The following is a 19,427-nucleotide window of genomic DNA, read 5'->3' as shown; positions in this document are numbered from 1 at the left end:
CCGCAGCTGCGGGCGGGGCGGCCCCCCTGGCGCGCGGATCAGCGGAATGCGGCGTCAAGCAAACTGTTCCTTTGTGAATGCTTCGCGGCCGTCCTATAGAGGGGCATGGCCAAGGCAGTTGCAAAAAAGAAGAAAACCAAGAGCAGCAAGAAGACAGCGAAGCTGAAGATTCAGCCGTTGCGCTGGCTGCGGCGCTGGGCATTGCGGGGCGCGCTGGTGCTTGCCGCGGTGTTTCTCTTTCTCATTCTGCTGTTTTCGGTGGTGAACCCGCCGATCACCCATACCATCTGGGCCGAGCAGCGCCGCCTGGGCGAGGTGGACCGGATGTGGGTGCCGCTGGAGGAAATCTCGCCGGAGCTGGCGCGCTCAGTCGTGGCGGCGGAGGATGCGCAGTTCTGCCGCCATTGGGGCTTTGATGCCCGCGCCATCCAGGCGGCAATCGAGGCCGGCGGCAGCCGCGGCGGCTCGACCATTTCGCAGCAGGTGGTGAAGAACGTGTTCCTGTGGCAGGGCCGCAGCTGGCCGCGCAAGGTGCTGGAGACGCTGCTGACCCCGGTGGTGGAGATCGTCTGGAGCAAGCGGCGCATCCTGGAGGTTTATCTGAACGTCGCCGAAATGGATGAGGGCGTGTTCGGCGCCGAAGCGGCGGCGCGCAAGTATTTCGGGGTCGGCCCCGACGAGCTGAGCGCCCGGCAGGCGGCGCTGATTGCCGCCGTGCTGCCCAACCCCAAGGAGCGTTCGGCCCGCAAGCCGTCGAACTTTGTGCAGCGCCGGGCCCGGCAGATCCAGGACGGAGCGGCCACCATTCGCGCAGACGGGCGGGCGGATTGTTTCGAGGATTGAATCTTTGCCCCGCCCAAGGCATTGCTGAACCAACCGTTGTAAGTTTTCTGGAGAACCCCTGTAGCCATGGCGCGCCTGTACCACGTTCCCCTGTCCCCCTATTGCCGCAAGGTGCGGCTGTCGCTGGCAGAGAAGAAGATCGAGGTTGAACTGGTCGAGGAGCGCTACTGGGAGCAGGATCCGGACTTCCTGCGCCGCAACCCGGCCGCCAAGGTGCCGGTGATCCGGCTGGACGGCCAGATGATGGCCGAGAGCGCCGCGATCTGCGAATACCTGGAGGAAACCCGGCCTGAGCCGGCGCTGATGCCCAAGGATGCCGCGGGCCGTTATGAAGTGCGCCGCCTGGTGAGCTGGTTTGACGACAAGTTCCACCACGAGGTGACATCGAAACTGCTCTATGAGCGGGTGAACAAGAAGATCACCGGCGAGGGCTATCCCGACAGCCGCAACGTCAAGGCCGGCGCCAAGGCGATCAAGTACCATCTGGACTACATGGCCTGGCTGCTGGACCACCGGCGGTGGCTGGCCGGGGACATGATGACGCTGGCGGATTTCGCCGCGGCGGCGCATCTGTCGTCGCTGGACTATATTTCGGATGTGGACTGGAACCGCTCGGCGGTGGTCAAGGACTGGTACGCCAAGATCAAGTCGCGGCCTGCGTTCCGCTCGATCCTGGCGGATCAGGTGCCGGGGTTCCGGCCGCCGCCGCATTACACCGATCTGGATTTCTGATATCAAGCGGGGTGAGGGGCGCTGCCCCCGCGGCCTGATGGGCCGCTCCCCCGGAGTATTTGGGCAAAGATGAAAGACGGAGCCGGCATCAAGGACAGACTGGTGGCGCAAGCGCTGGCCGAGGGGTTCGTGTCCTGCCGCGTCTGCCGGCCCTGGGATGTGCCGCAGGTGCCGGGGCGGCTGCAGGCGTTTCTCGACGCGGGCTATCACGGGCAGATGGGCTGGATGGCGGAGCGTACCCATTGGCGCGGCGATCCGGCGCAGCTGTGGCCTGAGGCGCGGTCGGTGATCATGCTGGCCGAAAGCTACACACCTGAGGAAGACCCGATGGCGGTGGTGGGGCAAGCGGACCGCGGTGCGGTGTCTGTCTACGCCCGCAACAAGGATTACCACGACCTGGTCAAGAAACGGCTGAAGCGGCTGGCGCGCTGGCTGATTGCGGAGGCTGGCGAGGATTGCGAAGTGAAGGTCTTTGTCGACACCGCGCCGGTGCCGGAAAAGGCGCTTGGCATGGCGGCAGGGCTGGGCTGGCAAGGCAAGCACAGCAATCTGGTGAGCCGGGATTGGGGGAACTGGGCCTTTTTAGGGTCTGTTTTCACCACGCTGGAGCTGCCGGCGGATCGTGCTGAGCCGGACCGCTGCGGGTCCTGCCGGGCCTGTCTGGACAGCTGCCCGACGGATGCTTTCCCGGCGCCCTACCAGGTCGATGCGCGGCGCTGCATTTCCTATCTCACCATCGAGCACAAGGGGCCAGTAGACGAGGATCTGCGCGGAAAACTGGGCAACCGGATTTACGGCTGCGACGACTGCCTGGCGGCCTGCCCCTGGAACAAGTTTGCGGTGGCGGCCAGCGATATGCGCTATGCCGCGCGCGAGGAGCTGAAGGCGCCGAGGCTGGCAGAGCTTGCGGTGCTGGATGACGCGGCGTTCCGGGAGAAGTTCTCCGGCTCGCCGATCAAGCGCATAGGGCGCGACCGTTTTGTGCGCAATGTGCTCTATGCGATTGGCAATTCCGGCCTGGCGGAGCTGCGCGAAGCGGCGCAAGGGCTGGCGGAGGATCCGGATCCGGCGGTGGCGGATGCGGCGCGATGGGCGGTTCAACGGCTTTCGTGACGCAAACAGGATGGACGGGCCGCAAATAGGCGTTACACCCGGTCCGGCGAACAGAGTTTGAGAGGGCTGGGCATGGCGTTGCTGCTGGGAGTGGACACGGGCGGAACCTATACCGATGCGGTGCTGATCCGCGACGAGAAGGAGGTGATCGCCTCGGCTAAGTCGCTGACCACGCGCCAGGATCTGGCGATTGGCGTCGGCGGCGCGATCCGGGCGGTGCTGGAACAGTCCGGGGTGAAGCCGCAGGAGGTGTCGCTGGCGGCGCTCTCCACCACTTTGGCGACCAATGCGCTGGTCGAGGGCCAGGGCGGCCGGGTGGCGCTGATCTACATTGGCTTTAAAGAGGATGATCTGGACCGGCACGGGTTGCGGGACGCGCTGAAGGGTGATCCGGCGCTGGTGATCGGCGGGGGCCACACCCACGCGGGCAGCGAGGCAGCGTCCCTGGACACGGAGGCGCTGGAGATGTTCCTTCGCACTGAAGGCCAGGGCGTGACGGGCTTTGCCGTGGCCGGAGTCTTTGCCACCCGCAACCCGGCGCATGAGATGGAGGCGGCGCGGATCATTCACGAGATGACCGGCGCGCCGGCCACCTGCTCGCACCAGCTGTCGGCCAAGCTGAACGGGCCCAAGCGGGCGGTGACAGCGGTGCTGAACGCCCGCCTCATCGGCATGATCGACCGGCTGATCGGGCGAGCGCAGGACACGCTGCGCGATCTGGGGATCGAGGCGCCGATGATGGTGGTGCGCGGCGACGGCGCGCTGATGAGCGGCGAGCAGGCGCGGGAGCGGCCGATCGAGACCATCCTGTCCGGCCCGGCGGCCTCGATCGTCGGCGCGCGCTGGATGACCGGGGCGGACCATGCGCTGGTGAGCGACATCGGCGGCACCACGACAGATGTGGCGCTGATCAAGGATGGCAAGCCCGCGATTGACCCCGCAGGTGCCCGGGTCGGGGCGTTCCGCACCATGGTGGAGGCGGTGGCGATGCGCACCACAGGCTTGGGCGGCGACAGCCAGGTGCATCTGAACACCAGCGGGCTGTCAGGCGGTCTGACCCTGGGGCCGCGGCGGGTGTTGCCGGTTTCGCTGATTGCCACCGACGCGCCCGAGGTGGTGCATGCGGCGCTGGACGAACAGCTGCGCAATTCCACGGTGGGCGAGTTTGACGGGCGTTTTGTGCGGGCGGTGCCGGGGGTGCCGGTGGCGGGCCTGAGCGAGCGGGAGGCTGGGCTGTTGGCGCGGATCGGGATGCAGGTGCATCCCTTGGGGCAGATACTGCGTACCCGGATGGAGCATGGCTCACTGGGCCGGCTGGTGGACCGCGGGCTGGTGCAGGTCTCCGGCGTGACGCCCTCGGATGCCAGCCATGTGCTGGGCCGCGCGGATGCCTGGGACCGCGAGGCGGCAGAGAAGGCGCTGACGCTGTTTGCCCGCCGCCGGGTGGGCAGCGGCGATATGGTGGCAAAAGATGCGGAAACGCTGGCGCAGATGATCATTGATCAGCTGACCGAACAGACCGCTTTGACCTTGTTAGAGTCTGCTTTTGCCGAGGAAGCCGAAGATTTTGGCCTGCCCGCGGATCAACTGGCGCGGCATGTTCTGATGCGGCGCGGGCTGGCGAAACACCGCGGGCTGCTGGCGTTGGATGCGGCGCTGAATGTGGATGTGGTGGGGCTGGGTGCCTCTGCACCCAGCTATTACCCGGCGGTGGGAGAGCGGCTGCACTGCAACATGATCCTGCCGGAACATGCCGGTGTGGCCAATGCTATCGGCGCTGTGGTGGGGCGCGTCACCATGCGGCGCAGCGGCACCGTGACCTCGCCTTCCGAGGGCAAATTCCGGGTGCACCTGGAGAGCGGGCCGGTGGATTACCAGGCCTCGGACGAGGCGCTGGCGGCGCTGGAGGCGGCGCTGGCGGGTGAGGCCCGCGGCGCGGCAGAGGAAGCCGGTGCCGAGGATATCCATGTGCATGTGGAGCGGGATATCCGCACCGCGCAGGTGGAGTCGCGGGAGGTCTTTGTCGAAGCCATGCTGACTGTGGAGGCCAGCGGCCGGCCGCGGGTGGCGCACGCCTAGGCCGGTTTCAGTAGGCGGATTTTTGGGAAATCCCGCTGCCTCCGGCGGGGATATTATTGGCCAGATGAAGCACGGATGGTTGCTGTGGATCTGATATTTGAAGCGCCCCGCCGGAGTGCGGCGGGGCATTGAATGCCTTGCTAGAGCTTATTCTGCAGCGGCATCGCGCTTGGGCAGAACCCAGTCGGGCCGCGCGAAATGGCAGGTGTAGCCGTTCGGCAGCCGCTGCAGGTAGTCCTGATGCTCGGGCTCGGCCTCCCAGAAGTCGCCCACAGGCTCCAGCTCGGTGACCACTTTGCCGGGCCAGAGGCCGGAAGCGTTGACATCGGCGATGGTGTCTTCGGCCACGGCTTTCTGGGTTTCGTCCGCGTAGTAGATCGCCGAGCGGTAGCTCATCCCCAGGTCATTGCCCTGGCGGTTCAGGGTGGTCGGGTCGTGGATCTGGAAGAAAAACTCCAGCATCTCCCGGAAGGAGGTGACGGCGGGGTCAAAAATGATCTCGATCCCCTCGGCATGGGTGCCATGGTTCCGGTAGGTGGCATTGGGCACGTCGCCGCCGGTATAGCCGACGCGGGTGCTGATGACACCGGGGCGCTTGCGGATCAGCTCCTGCATGCCCCAGAAACAGCCGCCTGCCAGGACGGCGCGTTCGGTGGTGCTCATTTCACGACCTCCACTTGGTTGATGTAGGCGCCATAGCCCTCGGCCTCCATGTCGTCCAGATGGACAAACCGCAGCGAGGCGGAGTTGATGCAGTAGCGCAGGCCGCCCCGGTCCATCGGCCCGTCCGGGAACACATGGCCCAGGTGGCTGTCGCCATGGGTGGAGCGGACCTCGGTTCGGATCATGCCGAGGCTGCGGTCCTCCAGCTCCTGGATATGCGCGGATTCGATCGGCTTGGTGAAACTGGGCCAGCCGCAGCCGGATTCATACTTGTCGGAGGAGGCAAACAGCGGCTCGCCCGAAACGATATCGACATAGATGCCCGGCTCCTTGTTATAGAGCAGCTTGCCGGTGCCGGGGCGTTCGGTGCCCGCGTTCTGGGTCACATAGAACTCTTCCTCCGACAGCGCTGCAACGGCGTCCGGGTTCTTGAAGTATTTGGTCATGGTGTCCTCCCGCCTGTTCGCGTTTGGTGCAGAACATGGGGTCTGGGTGCGCAAATGCAAAGCCCTGTTACAGGCGGCTCGCAAAGCCGTGTAGCTGGTGCCGGTCAGGCGGCGAAGGCGCCAGCCAGCTCCGCGGGCAGGGTGAATTCGCCCAGCACCCGGGTGCGGGCCTCTGCCGACATCTTGCGGGCGGTCTTTTCGACAATGCGCTGCACCTTGTCCGCCGGGTGCTTGGTGGCAAAAGGCTCAAAGTACCATTTCAGGAAGACAAAGCAGATGATGTCCTCCAGCGCCTGCACCTGGTCGTCGCGCTTGATGCCTTCCTTGCGCAGCATCTTTGCGGCGGCGTCCACGTCTTCTGCGCCGTAGCCTGCGTCCTGCATCAGCGCGGTGACCACTTCGGCGTGGTGTTGTGCCTCGGCCTTGCGCCAGGCGAGGTAGCCGGCGCGGCCTTCGGGGAAGGCGCTGCGTTCCAGCTTCCAGCGCTCCACATGCTGGCCGCGGGCGGCGATTTGCAGCGTCTCGGAGGCGTCCGGGAACAGGCGGGCCTGCTCTGCGCTCATCCGCTGGCCGTAAAGCAGCGCGGCGGGCTGGCCGTCTTCCAGGTTGGGGTCCTTGGCGTTGGCGGCGTCGATGGCGTCCAGCACCTGGGATAGTTGCGCGCTCATGCCGCGTCCTCCTGCTTGCGTCGTGGTGCTTCAGGTTAAGTCGGAAACGCAAGGACTTGCAACGGGGCCGCGCCGCGGCAGCGGCGCCGGGCCCAAGGGGCGGGGACGGGCGTCAGCCCGGTTTTGCCGCGCGGGAGAGTTCCGATTGCGGATGCGCGGGTTGCCGGGCCAGTTGCACGGCCAGGATGCCGCCGGTGACGATGGCAACGCCGAGCAGATCGAGCGGGCCCAGTTTTTCGCCCAGCAGCACGCTGGCGACGGCGACGCCGAACACCGGGTTCAGGAAATGGAAGGTGGCCGCGCGCACCGCGCCGATGCGGTTCAGGAGCAGCACCCAGATGAAGGTCGCCATCAGCCCAGGCACGATGGTGGTGTAGGTGAAAGCCGCCGCTAGCTGCCAGGTCGGATTGACAAAGATGTCCTCACTCAGCGGTGCGGCCACAAACAGGATGGCAGAGCCGATCAGCATTTGCAGCCCGACCACCATCATGAAATTGCCGCCGGAGGTGGCGCCGCGCAGGGCGAGGGTCGCAGCGGTCAGCGCCAGCACGCCAATGACGCAGAGGCCAACACCTAAGAGGTCCACCCCGGCGCTGAGGCGGGTGCCCATGATCAGGGCAACCCCCAGGATGCCCGCTGCCAGACCGGCATAGCCCAGGGGGCGCAGCCGCTCGCCGAACAGCATCCAGCCGGCCAGCGCCACCAGCAGCGGCATGGTAGAGGCGATGATGGCGGCCAGGGAGGCCTCGATCCATTGCATGGCGACGAAGTTGAGGCCGAGGTAGAGCGCGTTCTGGCAGATCCCGAAAATCACCGTGGCGCGCCACTGGCCCGGCGTCAGCCGCCAGGTCTGGCCCAGGGCGCGGGCGATGGCGACGCCGATCAGGCCGGAGATCAGGAAACGCACCGCAAGCGAGAACAGCGGCGAGGCGTCCTGCACGATGATCCGGGCCGAGGTGAAGGCCGAGGACCACATCAGGGCAAAGGCCAGCCCCATGGCAATTGCGCGTGCGTCCATTGTCCCAACCCTTTCTGCTGCGGCGGACCTTCGGGGAAGCGGGCGGCGGGTTCAAGCCCTGTCAGCTGAGGCGGGCTGCAAAGATCTGCCAGCTGGCGGCACCGAAGGCGGCGGCAAACAGGGCCTCGAACCCGCGGCGCAGGCGGATGTAGATGCGGCTGGCGGCGGCGCTGGAGAACAGGATCGCGTAGCCGTGGAAGATCAGCGTGCTTTGCACCGCGATGGCAGCGATCACCACCAGCAGCGCCGACGGTTCTGTTCCGGGCGGGATGCCGATGGCATAGAGCGAGCCGAAGAACAGGATCGCCTTGGGGTTGGTCAGATGCAGCGCCAGCCCCTTGGTATAGGCGGCGCGCAGCGATGCGGCTGAGGAAGGGCGCAGTTCCGGGGCGCCGGAACGCAGGGCGGACCGGGCAGAGCGGATGGCAAGATACATCAGGTAGGCCGCGCCGAAGTAGCGGACCACCTCGAACATCCAGGCATTGGCCAGCATCACGGCGCCCAGGCCGAAGGCGGCAGAGACCGACCAGATCAGCGAGCCGCTGCTGACCCCGGCTGCCAGTGCCAGCCCGGCAGCGCGGCCGCGTTGCATGGCGGTGCCGGCAATGGTCAGGGTCGCGGGGCCGGGGCTGGCGCCGGCCAGCAGCGCCGCACCCAGGATCAGCAGCAGATTGACGTTCTCCATGGCGCGGCTCCCTTGTGCTTTGACCTCAGCCTGCGCCTCTGTGCCCGGTTTGGCAATCGGGAACGCTGCGCTGGCGGCCGAACTGTCGGCGCAGGCTGCGCGGGGCAAAAGAAAAGGGCCGCCCGCGAGGGGCAGCCCTGTAACTGTCCGGATCAGGTCCGGTATCAGCCGTTCACGCTGTCCTTCAGCGCTTTGGCGATGGTCATTTTCACGACCTTGTCGGCTTCCTTGGTGAACTTCTCACCGGTTGCCGGGTTGCGCACTTCGCGCTCGGGGCGCTCGCGGCAGTAGATCTTGCCGACGCCCGGCAGAGTCACTGCGCCGCCGCCCGACACTTCGCGGGTGATCAGCGAGCAGACCGCTTCCAGGGCGGAACCTGCGACTTTCTTGTCGCTGCCCATTTCCTCTGCCAGAGCGGCAACAAGCTGGGTTTTGGTCATCGGTTTGGACATTCTTCGTCTCCTTAAAGCTGCCCGAACTGTGGGGCCTCATCGCGTGACATTATCGTTATGTTGTTGGACAACACAACTTCTTGTGTGCTCAGCGCAGGCAAAAATGGGCATTTTTTCTAGGAAATCCGCAAAAATCGGCCTTACAGGAAGGCTGTTTCGTCGAACGAGCGCAATTTCCGGCTGTGCAGGCGCTCCAAAGGCATGCCGCGCAAGCGTTCCATGGCTCTTATGCCGATTTGCAGATGGCGTGCAACCTGGGTCCGGTAGAAGTCCGACGCCATGCCCGGCAGCTTCAATTCGCCATGCAGCGGCTTGTCCGAAACGCACAGAAGCGTGCCGTATGGCACCCTGAAGCGGTAGCCGTTGGCGGCGATGGTGGCGCTTTCCATATCCAGCGCAATGGCGCGGGACTGGGACAGCCGCTGCACCGGGCCGGATTGGTCGCGCAGCTCCCAGTTGCGGTTGTCGATGGTGGCGACGGTGCCGGTGCGCATGATCCGCTTGAGGTCGAACCCTTCGTATTCGGTGATCTCTGCCACCGCCTCCTCCAGCGCGACCTGGATTTCCGCCAGCGCCGGGATCGGGGTCCAGATCGGCAGGTCGTCATCCAGCACATGATCCTCGCGCAGGTAGCCATGCGCCAGCACGAAATCCCCCAGCGCCTGGGTGTTCCTGAGGCCCGCGCAATGGCCAACCATCAGCCAGGCGTGCGGCCGCAGCACAGCGATGTGGTCGGTCGCGGTCTTGGCATTGGAGGGGCCGACGCCGATGTTGACCAGGGTGATGCCGTTCCCGTCCTCCCGCTTGAGATGGTAGGTGGGCATCTGCGGCAGCTTTCCGGCCTCGGGGATCACGGCCGAGGGATCGGTGATCTCGTGGTCGCCGGTGCTGACAAAGCTAGAATAGCCGCTGTCCGGATCCGCCAGCTGGGCGCGGGCGTAGGCTTCGAACTCCGCCACGTAGAACTGGTAGTTGGTGAACAGAACATGGTTCTGGAAATGCTCGGCGCTGGTGGCGGTGTAGTGGGTCAGCCGCGCCAGCGAGTAGTCGATGCGCTGGGCGGTGAACAGCGACAGGGGGCCGGTGCCGTTGGCGGGCTGGTGGGTGCCGTTGACGATGTCGTCGTTGGTGGTCGACAGGTCCGGCACGTCAAACACGTCGCGCAGGGTAAAGCCGGCCGCGCCGTCCTGCGGCACGGTCAGATCCGGGCGCGAGGCAACCGCGAAATGCACCGGGATCGGGGTGTCCGAAACCCCGATGGTCACCGGCTGGCCGTGATTGCGGATCAGGAGGGAAATCTGCTGGATCAGGTAATTGCGAAACAGGTCCGGCCGCGTCACCGTGGTGGCATAGGTGCCGGGGGCCGAGACATGGCCGAAGCTGAGCCGGCTGTCCACTTGGGCGAAGGTCAGGGTGGAGAAGCGGATTTCCGGGTAATAGGCCCGGATGCGCTGATTGTCCGGCGCCCCGTCGGCCATGGCGCGGGTGAATTCCTCGCAGATGAAACCGGTGGCCTGCCGGTACAGCAGCTCCAGCCGGTCCACGGCCTCGGTGGCGTCATTGAAGCTTTCGTCCGGCGGATGGCCGGGGTGTTTTGTTGTTATCATTGGGCAGGCTCGATCACCGGGATTTTCTGGAAAGTGCGCACATCGACAAGGCCAAGGTCGGAGATCCTGAGTTCCGGGATCACCACCAGCGCCAGGAGCGAGTGCTGCATGTAGGCGTTATTGAGCGCGCAGCCGCAGGCCTGCATCGCCTCCATCATCACCTGCGCCTTGGCGGCAACCTCGGTGGCGGGGCTGTCGGACATCAGGCCGGCAATCGGCAGCTCGACCAGCGCCAGCTCCTGCCCGTCCTTGTAGAGCGTGATGCCGCCGCCCACCTGGGCCAGCCGGTTGGCCGCCATCGCCATCTGCTCGCGGTCGGTGCCGACAACAATCATATGGTGGCTGTCATGCGCCACGGTGGAGGCCATTGCCATCTTGCCCTGGTAGCCGAAGCCCGAGACAAATGCGTTGGTGACGCCGCCGGTGGCGCGGTGGCGCTCGACCAGGGCGATCTGGCAAACGTCGCCGCGGCCTTCCACCAGCCCGTCCACCACAGGCAGCTCTGCCTGCAGCGCCTTGGTCGGGGCCTGGTTTTCCACCACGCCGATCACATTGGCAGTGACAGCATTGGCGCCCTCTGGTGCGGCCAGTTCGAAATCCTGGGCCGTCAGCTCATGGCCCAGATGCACGGTGCCGCGGGCGCTGGCGGGCCAGTCGTAATGCGGGCAATCTACCTTGATAGAGCCGGATTCCGCGACGATCCGGCCGCACGCGATCACCACCTCGATCGGCAGTTCGCGCAAATCGGAGGTCAGGATCACATCGGCGCGGCGGCCGGGGGTGATGGAGCCGATCTCGCGCTCCAGCCCGAAATGGGCGGCGGTATTGATGGTCGCCATCTGCAGCGCAATCACCGGGTCGCAGCCGCAGGCAATGGCGTGGCGCACCACCCGGTTCATGTGCCCGTCGTTGACCAGCGTGCCGGAGTGGCAGTCATCGGTGCAGAGGATGAAGTTGCGCGGATCCAGCCCCTTTTCCGTCACTGCGGTGATCTGGCTTTCGACGTCATACCAGGCAGAGCCGAGCCGCATCATCGACCGCATCCCCTGGCGCACCCGGGCGATGGCGTCGGCTTCGCAGGTGCCCTCGTGATCGTCCGCCGGGCCGCCGGCCACATAGGCGGCGAAATCCGGGCCAAGGTCGGGGGAGGCATAATGGCCGCCTACGGTTTTGCCCGCGCGCTGGGTGGCGGCGATTTCGGCCAGCATCTTGGGGTCGGCGTTGGCAACGCCGGGGAAGTTCATCATCTCACCCAGGCCGATGATGCCCGGCCAATTCATCGCCTCTGCCACATCTTCGGCAGAGATTTCATAACCGGTGGTCTCCAGTCCTGGCGCCGAGGGCGCGCAGCTGGGCATCTGGGTGAAAATGTTGACGGGCTGCATCAGCGCCTCGTCATGCATATAGCGCACGCCGTCCAGACCCAGCACGTTGGCAATCTCATGCGGGTCGGTGAACATCGAGGTGGTGCCATGCGGGATCACTGCGCGCGCGAATTCCGCCGGCGTCAGCATGCCGCTCTCGATATGCATGTGGGCGTCGCACAGGCCCGGGATCATGTAACGGCCGTTTGCCTCGATGATCTGCGTCTCCGGCCCGGTGCAATAGGAGGCATCCGGCCCGACATAGGCGATGCGCCCGGCTTTGATCGCAATGTCATGGTCCGGCAGCTGTTCGCGGGTGTGGACGTTGACCCAAATGCCCTGCCGGATCACGGTGTCGGCCGACGCGCGGCCTGCGGCTACTTCGATCAATTGCGGGGCGGTGTCGGGCCAGCTCGGGAAAATGTTATCTGACATAATCCAATTGTTCCGATTGCGGGCGGGAAGGCAAGCGGATTGCTTGCATTGCCATCAAAGCTTCATGCCTGCGGTGGAAAGGCGCCGAAGACTGGCGCATTTGGGATTGCGGCAGGGCGGGATCAGGGGAAGACTGGACCGCATGGATTATGGACAGACAGATGCGGACAGTTTCGGACGCTCCCTGCGCGGGATCGGGATCAATCTGCTGGTGCGGGATGTGCCGGCAGAAGTTGCCTTCTTAGAGACTGTTTTTGCGATGAAAGGCCATCAGGTGACGCAGGATTTTGCCATCGTCACCTACGGCGGGCAGGTCTTTCAACTGCACAGCGACGGCACCTATGCGGAAAACCCGCTGCTGGGGCTGTTGCCGGAAAACCCGCCGCGCGGGGCCGGGATCGAGATCCGCCTGTATGACACCGACCCGGATGAGGCCGTGACGCGGGCGGAGGCGGCAGGGTTCACCATTCTGCAAGTGCCCACGGACAAGCCGCATGGCCTGCGGGAGGCTTATATTCTGTGTGAAAACGGCTACGCCTGGGTGCCAAGCCGGCCCAAGGGGTAAGCGGCGGGAAATCCTCCCCTTTCGCCGCGCGGCAGGCCGGTCCATGCTGGGCGGACCCGTACTGATGCCGCGAGGGACCGCAGATGCATGCCATTGCCGATACAACCGCGCTGGTCGAGGAAGGGGTGCTGACCCCGGATCAGGCCCGCACCATCGAGGCGCGCTCGCGCGAGGTGATGGTGTCGCTGGCGGTCAATGCAATCCTGTGTTTCGGGATTATCGCCGCCACCGCTGGGTTCATCTTCTGGCTGGCGGATCCGCTTGCGGTGGCGGTCACCGGCATTCTGATGCTGGGCGGCGGGCTGGCGGTTCTGGCGCGCGGCGGCGAAATGCTGCGGATGTTCGGCAATTCCGCCACGCTGATCGGCGCAGGCATGCTGATGGGCGGCGCCGGGATTGAGCTGGTCGACAAATACGAGGACGTCGCCGGCTGGGTGATGCTGCCTGCCGGCGCGCTGGTGGCGCTGATCTGCACCTGGCGATGGCGTCACGGGGCCTGGTCCGCCGGCTTTGTGCTGGGGGCGATCCTGCTGATGGGGCTGGCGATGCATCTGGCCGGGATCGAACTGCTGCTGCAGCAATACGGCATCGGCTCACCGCTGCGGAACTTGGCGCTGCTTTACTATGCTGCGGCGCTGGCGCTGGCCGGCTGGCAGGTGGACGTGCGCTTTGTCACCGCGCTGGCGATTGCGCCCTTTGCCCAGATGCTGGAGACCGGCACCAGCTATTTCCACGCGGCCTATGTGTTCTATTCGCCGGAATCGACGCTGACGATCCTGCAGATGGTGGTGCTGATCGTGCTCTGTGTCTGGGGTGCCTCCCGGCTGGCGGAGCGCGATGCCCGGCATCTGCGCATTCTGGCGATATTGGGGTTTGTGGTCGCAAACCTCTGCGCGCTGGTCGGCTCGCTGTGGGGGGACGTGGTGGGCGAAACCGTCTGGGGGCCGGGCCGCTACAGTGATGGCTACGAGGACTGGGAGGCCTATGCCGCCGCGCGCGATGCCTTCCGCGACAGCGCGCTGTTCATCCCCGAAAACGTCTATTCCGTGCTTTGGGCAGCCGTGCTGGCGGCGGTGATCTTCTGGGCGGCGCAGCGCCACCAGCGCGGGCTGTTCAACGCGGCGCTGACCTTTGCCGCGATCCATGCCTACACGCAGATGTTCGAATCCTTCGCGGATGAGCCGCTGGCCTATGTGATCGGCGGGCTGGCCGCGATCCCGCTGGCCTGGGGGCTCTGGCGGCTGAACCAGTGGATGGCGGCCAAACAGGCCTAGCCGCTGCTGCGCAAGCTGCGCGGGGTGGTGCCGAACTCCGCCTTGAAGGCCCGGGTCAGCGCGCTCGGGTCGTCATAGCCGCAGCGCAGGGCAATCTCGGAAACGCTCAGAACAGTCTCTAACACAAGCTTTCTGGCCTGTATCAGACGCAGCCGCCGGTAGACCGCCTGCGGCGTTGCCCCCAGTTCACCCTTCATCCGCGCCTCCAGGTCCTTCTGGCTGCGGCCCGCTTTCTTTGCCACGGCTGCGATGGGCAGGGGCGCCTCCAGATTGGCCTGCATCACCGCCACCGCGCGGGCAACCGATTTGCCGCGCACCAGGATCGGATCCTGTGTTTCTGTTGCCTCGGGCGCCATGAACAGCGTCGCCACCTCCAGTCGCAGCGCGGCGCCATGCTGATCGCCGATCAGCTCCATCATGGTGTCAAAGGCCGCCAGCGCGCCAGTGCAGGTGATGCGGTCGCCGTCCCGGACCTGCCGTGCGCGCTCGGCCTGAACCTCGGGGAAAGCCTCGGTGAAACGGCCCAGCTCTTCCCAGTGGATGGTGGCGCGCCGCCCGTCCAGCAGCCCGGCCTGCGCCAGCAGCCAGGCGCCGGTGTCAAACCCCGCCAGTCCCTTGTAGCGGCGGGCAGCGGATTTCAGCGCGCGGGCGGTGGCCACGCTGGCATGGCGTAGGAAGTCATAAGACGGCATTGCAATCAGCAGATCGCCGCTGCAATCGCCCAGTTTCCCATGCGCCCGCACCTCCATGCCCGATGACGACACCGCCGCCCCGCCGTCCAGCGTCAGGAACCGCCAAGTATAGACTTGCCGCCCGGCGAATGTGTTGGCGGCACGCAGCGGCTCCACCGTGTTGGCCAGGCAATGGGCCGAAAACGCATCGAACAGCAGCACATCCAATTGCTGCACCGCAGCGGCATCTTTTGTCCAACTTCGCATGATTATTTCTATTCCTGCATGATGGGCGCGTGCAAGCGGCGTAATCTGATCCGCAACAGATTTGCAGAGGAAGACCGCCATGCAGTTCGGGATGACCGAAGAACAGTCGATGATCGTCGAAACCACCCGCGCCTTTGTGGAAAAGGAGCTCTATCCGCATGAGGCGGAGATCGAGCGCACCGGCCACCTGGACATGGACGTGATCCGTGAGGTGCAGAAAAAGGCGATGGAAGCGGGGCTTTACGCGGCCAACATGCCCGAGGAAGTGGGCGGCGCCGGCCTCGATACCCTGACCTGGCTGATGTACGAAAAGGAACTGGGCCGCGCTAATTACGCGCTGCACTGGACCGGAGTTGCGCGGCCCTCGAATATTCTGCTGGCAGGCACTGAGGAGCAGAAAGAGAAGTACCTGTTCCCCTGCATGAAGGGCGAGAAGTGGGACTGCCTGGCGATGACTGAGCCGGACGCGGGCTCCGACCTGCGCGGCATGAAGGCCACCGCGCGCAAGGACGGCGATGACTGGATCCTGAACGGCACCAAGCATTTCATCAGCCACGCGGACATCGCCGATTTTGCCATCTGCTTCATGGCAACCGGGGTTGAGGACACGCCGCGCGGGCCAAAGAAGAAGATCACCGCCTTCTTCGTAGACAAGGGCACGCCCGGTTTCGAGGTGCGCGACGGCTACGGCAACGTCAGCCACCGCGGCTACACCAATGCGGTGCTGGAATTCGACGACTGCCGCCTGCCGTCCTCCGCCATTCTGGGCGAGGTCGACAAGGGGTTCGAGGTGGCCAACACCTGGCTGGGTGCCACCCGCCTGCAAGTGGCCGCCACCTGCCTGGGCCGCGCCGAACGGGCGCTGCAGCACTCAATCGAATACGCCGCCGAGCGCAAGCAGTTCGGCCAGCAGATCGGCAAGTTCCAGGGCATTTCCTTCAAGCTGGCCGACATGGCGCTGGAACTGAAGGCAGCGAACCTTCTGACCTGGGAAGCAGGCTGGAAATTCGACCAAGGCACCGTCACCGAGAGTGACATGTCGATGGCCAAGCTGAAAGCAACCGAGATGCTGGCCTTTGTCGCCGACGAGGCGATCCAGATTCACGGCGGCATGGGCCTGATGGACGAGCTGCCGCTGGAACGCATCTGGCGCGACGCGCGGGTGGAGCGTATCTGGGAAGGCACCAGTGAAATCCAGCGGCACATCATCAGCCGCGAGATGCTGCGTGTCGTCGGAGGCTGATCCATGACCCAAACCGGGAAACCCGTTGTTACCATTACCTACTGCATCGGCTGCAACTGGCTGCTGCGGGCCGGCTGGATGGCGCAGGAACTGCTGCAGACCTTCCAGGACCAATTGGGCGGGGTGACACTGGTTCCCGGAGATTTGGGCGGGATCTTTGAGATCCATGTTGATAAGGAGCTGGTCTGGGAACGCAAACGGGACGGCGGCTTTCCTGATGTGAAAGAGCTGAAAACCCGCGTGCGCGACCGGATCAACCCTGAACAAGACCTCGGCCATCTGGGCCGCGGCAAGACCGGTGAATAAGATCAAATGCAGTCTCTAAACAGGCTTTTCCGCCCGAAAACCATTGCTGTGATTGGCGGCGGCGCATGGTGCCGTCTGGTGATCGAGCAATGCCAGAAGATGGGTTTTCAGGGCACCATCTGGCCCGTCCACCCCAAGGCCGAAGAGGTCGCGGGCCTGCCTGCGTACAAGGATGCGGACAGCCTGCCGGAGGCGCCTGATGCGGCGTTCATCGGGGTGAACCGCTTTGCCACTATCGAAGTGGTGCGGGCGCTGTCGGCGCGCGGTGCCGGCGGTGCGGTGTGCTTTGCCTCCGGCTTCCTGGAGGCTGCGGCCGAGGATGCCGAAGGCGCGGACCTGCAGGCGCAGCTGCTGGAAGCGGCGGGCGAGATGCCCTTCCTTGGCCCCAACTGCTATGGCTTCATCAATTATCTGGACGGCGCGCTGCTGTGGCCGGACCAGCATGGCGGCCAGCGGGCGGAGAAGGGCGTGGCGCTGGTCACCCAAAGTTCCAACATTGCCATCAACCTGACCATGCAGAAGCGCGGCCTGCCGCTGGCCTATGTGGTGACCGCCGGCAACCAGGCGCAGTCCGGCATTGCCGCGATTGGTGAGGCGCTGCTGGAGGACGACCGTGTTACCGCGCTGGGCCTGCATATCGAGGGCTTTGGCGATCTGCGCGCGTTTGAGGCGCTGGCCGCCCGTGCCCGCGAACTGGGCAAGCCGGTCATTGCGCTGAAGGTTGGCAAATCGGCCGAGGCCCGGGCCGCAACTGTTTCTCATACCGCCTCGCTTGCAGGCGGCGACGCGGGGGCCGGGGCTTTGCTCTCACGCCTTGGCATTCCGCGTCTGGATGACCTGCCGTCCTTCCTGGAAACGCTGAAGCTGTTGCATGCGGCGGGGCGGCTGCCCTCGAACCGCATCGCAACCATCAGCTGTTCCGGCGGGGAGGCAAGCCTAGCCGCGGATACCGGCCATGCACGGAAGGTGGAGTTTCCGCCCCTGAACGCGCGCCAAAAAACGGACCTGCGCGACGCGCTGGGCCCGATGGTGGCGCTGGCAAATCCGCTCGACTACCACACCTATATCTGGCGCGATACCGAGGCGATGACCAAGGCGTTTTCAGCCATGATGGATCCGCAACTGGCAATGACCATGCTGATTGTGGATTTCCCGCGTGACGACCGCTGCGATGCCTCTGACTGGGAATGCGCCATTCAGGCGGCCATCGGCTCGCGCGAGCGGACTGGCGCCAACGTCGGTCTGGTGGCAACCCTGCCGGAACTGCTGCCTGAGGATGTGGCGGCCCGGCTGATGGACGCAGGCGTGGTGCCCTTCTGCGGTCTCAGCGAGGCCATCGCCGCCTGCGAGGCGGCCAGCCTGCCGCTGCCGGAAGCGCCTGCGCCGCTGCTGCTGCCGACGCCGGTTGTGGAGCCCGATCTGGTGCCGGAAGCCGAAGCCAAATGGCAGCTTGCCAGCTATGGGCTGCGCACTCCGCGCTCCAAACGGGCGGCTTCGGCCACCAATGCCCGCGCGGTGGCGGTGGATGTCGGCTTCCCGGTGGTTCTGAAAGGCGAAGGCGTCGCGCATAAGACCGAAGCCGGAGCAGTGGCGCTGAACCTGAACTCAGGCCAGGAGGTGAGCGATGCAGCCTTCAACATGCCTGCGGAGCGCTTCCTGGTGGAGGAAATGGTCACCGGCGCGGTGGCGGAGCTGCTGATCGGCGTCGTCAAGGACCCGGCGCATGGGTTTGTCATGACCCTGGCGGCGGGCGGCACCCTGACCGAACTGATGGAGGACAGCGCGTCCTTCCTGCTGCCGGCCTCAGAAGCGGAGATCGAAGCCGCGCTCCAGTCGCTGCGCGTCTCCAAACTGCTGGACGGCTACCGCGGCGCCCCGGCGGCAGACCGGGAGGCAATCCTGCGCGCCATCCGCGCAGTTGAAGCCTACGTGATGGAGAACGCGCTGGGTCTGGAGGAGATCGAGATCAACCCGCTTCTTTGCACCCCTTCGGATGCGGTGGCGGCAGACGCGCTGATGCGCCGGAAATACTGAGGCTTCGGCCCTGAAACAGAACGGCATGCCAAATGCCAGGAGGAGACGACATGAGTGAAAGCCCCGTGAAAACCCGCCGCGACGGCGCCATTCTGGAAGTGACGCTGGACCGGCCCAAGGCCAACGCCATCGATCTGGCCACCAGCCGGGTGATGGGCGAGGTGTTCCGCGGCTTCCGCGATGATCCGGAGCTGCGGGTGGCGATCCTGACCGGCGGCGGCGAGAAGTTCTTTTGCCCCGGCTGGGACCTGAAGGCCGCGGCGGACGGCGATGCGGTGGATGGCGATTACGGCGTCGGCGGCTTTGGCGGGCTGCAGGAACTGCGCGATATGAACAAGCCGGTGATCGCTGCGGTGAACGGCATCGCCTGCGGCGGCGGGCTGGAGCTGGCGCTGTCGGCGGACATGATCATTGCCGCCGGTCACGCGACCTTTGCGCTGCCGGAGATCCGCTCCGGCACGGTGGCGGACGCGGCCAGCGTGAAGCTGCCCAAGCGCATTCCTTACCATATCGCCATGGAACTGCTGCTGACTGGCCGCTGGTTTGATGCCGAGGAGGCCAACCGCTGGGGGCTGGTGAATGAGATCGTTCCTGCGGATCAGCTGATGGACCGTGCCTGGGAGCTGGCAAGGCTGCTCGCCTCCGGTCCGCCGCTGGTCTATGCGGCGATCAAGGAAATCGTGCGCGATGCCGAGGACAGCAAGTTCCAGGATGCGATGAACCGCATCACGCAGCGCCAGCTCAAGACGGTGGATGTGCTTTACGGCTCCGAGGACAACCTGGAAGGCGCCCGCGCCTTTGCCGAAAAACGCGATCCGGTCTGGAAAGGCCGCTGACGAGGTTCTCCCGCCTGCTGCGGGGCATCCAAAGATGCCCCTGCACAGTTGGGCCCGGCGCCGCGCTTTGCGCGGCGTTTTCCTTTCGCTGAGAAGCTCTTTAGGAGCAGGTTTGCTCCTAAAGCA

The 19,427-nt window shown here is 65.3% G+C and carries 19 protein-coding genes; 10 read left to right on the top strand and 9 right to left on the bottom strand.

What is annotated here, in order from left to right; genetic code table 11:
• Nucleotides 1-105: 105 nt before the first annotated feature.
• The 4 genes from mtgA (at nucleotide 106) to LHL23_RS19485 (ending at nucleotide 4,767) form a co-directional block, all read left to right on the top strand.
• Complete coding sequence (mtgA, locus tag LHL23_RS19500) at nucleotides 106-843, top strand: monofunctional biosynthetic peptidoglycan transglycosylase (RefSeq protein ID WP_226431169.1); 738 nt, start codon at nucleotides 106-108, stop codon at nucleotides 841-843.
• A 66-nt stretch (nucleotides 844-909) separates the two neighbouring features.
• The gene (fzlA, locus tag LHL23_RS19495) at nucleotides 910-1,575 is read left to right on the top strand and encodes an FtsZ-binding protein FzlA (protein WP_222476772.1); all 666 of its coding nucleotides are present in this window, start codon (nucleotides 910-912) and stop codon (nucleotides 1,573-1,575) included.
• A 69-nt stretch (nucleotides 1,576-1,644) separates the two neighbouring features.
• Nucleotides 1,645-2,688, top strand: coding sequence for a tRNA epoxyqueuosine(34) reductase QueG (gene queG / locus LHL23_RS19490; RefSeq protein ID WP_226431168.1), 1,044 nt, complete (start codon nucleotides 1,645-1,647; stop codon nucleotides 2,686-2,688).
• Between the two features lie 72 nt (nucleotides 2,689-2,760).
• Complete coding sequence (locus tag LHL23_RS19485; RefSeq protein WP_226431167.1) at nucleotides 2,761-4,767, top strand: hydantoinase/oxoprolinase family protein; 2,007 nt, start codon at nucleotides 2,761-2,763, stop codon at nucleotides 4,765-4,767.
• A gap of 147 nt (nucleotides 4,768-4,914) precedes the next feature.
• Here LHL23_RS19485 and msrA read toward each other — a convergent pair whose 3' ends face one another.
• The 8 genes from msrA to ade form a co-directional block, all read right to left on the bottom strand.
• Nucleotides 4,915-5,430: a peptide-methionine (S)-S-oxide reductase MsrA gene (msrA, locus tag LHL23_RS19480; RefSeq protein ID WP_226431166.1), complete on the bottom strand. Its 516-nt coding sequence runs from the start codon at nucleotides 5,428-5,430 to the stop codon at nucleotides 4,915-4,917.
• Entirely contained in the window at nucleotides 5,427-5,876 is a 450-nt protein-coding gene (gene msrB / locus LHL23_RS19475; protein ID WP_174145171.1) for a peptide-methionine (R)-S-oxide reductase MsrB, read from the bottom strand. The genes msrA and msrB overlap by 4 nt, the downstream gene beginning before the upstream one ends.
• A gap of 104 nt (nucleotides 5,877-5,980) precedes the next feature.
• Complete coding sequence (locus LHL23_RS19470) at nucleotides 5,981-6,544, bottom strand: DUF4202 domain-containing protein (protein ID WP_226431165.1); 564 nt, start codon at nucleotides 6,542-6,544, stop codon at nucleotides 5,981-5,983.
• A 112-nt stretch (nucleotides 6,545-6,656) separates the two neighbouring features.
• Nucleotides 6,657-7,562, bottom strand: a complete 906-nt coding sequence (locus LHL23_RS19465; protein ID WP_222476763.1) for a DMT family transporter — start codon at nucleotides 7,560-7,562, stop codon at nucleotides 6,657-6,659.
• Between the two features lie 61 nt (nucleotides 7,563-7,623).
• The gene (locus LHL23_RS19460; protein WP_226431164.1) at nucleotides 7,624-8,247 is read right to left on the bottom strand and encodes a LysE family transporter; all 624 of its coding nucleotides are present in this window, start codon (nucleotides 8,245-8,247) and stop codon (nucleotides 7,624-7,626) included.
• A gap of 164 nt (nucleotides 8,248-8,411) precedes the next feature.
• Entirely contained in the window at nucleotides 8,412-8,699 is a 288-nt protein-coding gene (locus LHL23_RS19455; RefSeq protein ID WP_019297532.1) for an HU family DNA-binding protein, read from the bottom strand.
• Nucleotides 8,700-8,839: 140 nt separating this feature from the next.
• The gene (locus LHL23_RS19450; RefSeq protein ID WP_222476758.1) at nucleotides 8,840-10,306 is read right to left on the bottom strand and encodes an AMP nucleosidase; all 1,467 of its coding nucleotides are present in this window, start codon (nucleotides 10,304-10,306) and stop codon (nucleotides 8,840-8,842) included.
• Nucleotides 10,303-12,105 carry an adenine deaminase gene (gene ade, locus LHL23_RS19445; RefSeq protein WP_226431163.1) on the bottom strand — a complete coding sequence of 601 codons (1,803 nt, stop codon included), beginning with the start codon at nucleotides 12,103-12,105 and terminating at the stop codon, nucleotides 10,303-10,305. The genes LHL23_RS19450 and ade overlap by 4 nt, the downstream gene beginning before the upstream one ends.
• 142 nt (nucleotides 12,106-12,247) lie before the next feature.
• Here ade and LHL23_RS19440 point away from each other — a divergent pair, with 142 nt between their 5' ends.
• Nucleotides 12,248-12,670: a VOC family protein gene (locus tag LHL23_RS19440; protein WP_226431162.1), complete on the top strand. Its 423-nt coding sequence runs from the start codon at nucleotides 12,248-12,250 to the stop codon at nucleotides 12,668-12,670.
• Between the two features lie 83 nt (nucleotides 12,671-12,753).
• Nucleotides 12,754-13,944, top strand: coding sequence for a hypothetical protein (locus LHL23_RS19435; protein ID WP_226431161.1), 1,191 nt, complete (start codon nucleotides 12,754-12,756; stop codon nucleotides 13,942-13,944).
• On the opposite strand, the gene LHL23_RS19430 is transcribed toward LHL23_RS19435, so the two are convergent.
• Nucleotides 13,941-14,882 carry a GlxA family transcriptional regulator gene (locus LHL23_RS19430; protein ID WP_226431160.1) on the bottom strand — a complete coding sequence of 314 codons (942 nt, stop codon included), beginning with the start codon at nucleotides 14,880-14,882 and terminating at the stop codon, nucleotides 13,941-13,943. The two genes, LHL23_RS19435 and LHL23_RS19430, sit on opposite strands and share 4 nt — an antisense overlap.
• 79 nt (nucleotides 14,883-14,961) lie before the next feature.
• Here LHL23_RS19430 and LHL23_RS19425 point away from each other — a divergent pair, with 79 nt between their 5' ends.
• From LHL23_RS19425 to LHL23_RS19410, 4 genes are read left to right on the top strand one after another with little or no spacing between them, the layout of a single operon-like run.
• Nucleotides 14,962-16,125 carry an acyl-CoA dehydrogenase family protein gene (locus LHL23_RS19425; protein WP_226431159.1) on the top strand — a complete coding sequence of 388 codons (1,164 nt, stop codon included), beginning with the start codon at nucleotides 14,962-14,964 and terminating at the stop codon, nucleotides 16,123-16,125.
• 3 nt (nucleotides 16,126-16,128) lie between these two features.
• Entirely contained in the window at nucleotides 16,129-16,431 is a 303-nt protein-coding gene (locus LHL23_RS19420; RefSeq protein ID WP_226431158.1) for a SelT/SelW/SelH family protein, read from the top strand.
• 6 nt (nucleotides 16,432-16,437) lie between these two features.
• Entirely contained in the window at nucleotides 16,438-18,465 is a 2,028-nt protein-coding gene (locus LHL23_RS19415) for an acetate--CoA ligase family protein (protein WP_226431157.1), read from the top strand.
• A gap of 50 nt (nucleotides 18,466-18,515) precedes the next feature.
• Nucleotides 18,516-19,301, top strand: a complete 786-nt coding sequence (locus LHL23_RS19410) for a carnitinyl-CoA dehydratase (RefSeq protein WP_222476744.1) — start codon at nucleotides 18,516-18,518, stop codon at nucleotides 19,299-19,301.
• Nucleotides 19,302-19,427: the final 126 nt, after the last annotated feature.

The organism is Leisingera sp. McT4-56, assembly GCF_020514995.1.
GTDB classification, from domain to species: Bacteria; Pseudomonadota; Alphaproteobacteria; order Rhodobacterales; family Rhodobacteraceae; genus Leisingera; species Leisingera aquaemixtae_A.
Note: the sequence above shows the minus strand (reverse complement) of the source record. Positions and strands in the feature narration are given on the sequence as shown.